Source organism: Streptomyces sp. NTH33 (assembly GCF_003236365.1).
Lineage (GTDB): Bacteria > Actinomycetota > Actinomycetes > Streptomycetales > Streptomycetaceae > Streptomyces.
The window spans coordinates 1-461 of record NZ_POTZ01001123.1 but is presented as its reverse complement, the minus strand read 5'-3'; the positions used below and the strand labels follow the sequence as shown (position 1 = coordinate 461).

Sequence of the window (461 nt, the reverse complement as noted above, 5' to 3'; positions counted from 1 at the left end):
GCCGTACGACGATCGCCGCCCTGCTCATGGACCAGAAGGTCGTCGCGGGCGTCGGCAACGTCTACCGCGCCGAGGTCCTCTTCCGGCACGGCATCGACCCGTACCGCCCCGGCAGGGACATCACGCCCGCCGAGTGGGACGCCCTCTGGACCGACCTCGTCGAGCTCATGCGCGAGGGCGTCCGCAACAACCGCATCGACACCGTCCGCCCCGAGCACACCCCCGAGGCGATGGGCCGTCCACCCCGCGTGGACGACCACGGAGGCGAGGTCTACGTCTACCGCCGCGCCACCCTGCCCTGCCACATCTGCGGCACCGGCATCCGCACCGCCGACCTCGCCGCCCGCAACCTCTTCTGGTGCCCCACCTGCCAGAAACGCTGAGGCCCAGAAACCGAGACCGGCTAGAACCCGTGCGGCAGCCACGGCGCCACCGCCGACCCGAACCCCACCGACATCTCC

Annotated in this window: 1 protein-coding gene; it reads left to right on the top strand. The window is 71.6% G+C overall.

The genetic code is table 11. The annotated features are described in order from the left end of the window. The coding region (locus C1I97_RS38790) for a zinc finger domain-containing protein (RefSeq protein ID WP_309147878.1) at positions 1-383 on the top strand (383 nt) is incomplete at its 5' end. Between the last annotated feature and the right edge of the window lie 78 nt (positions 384-461).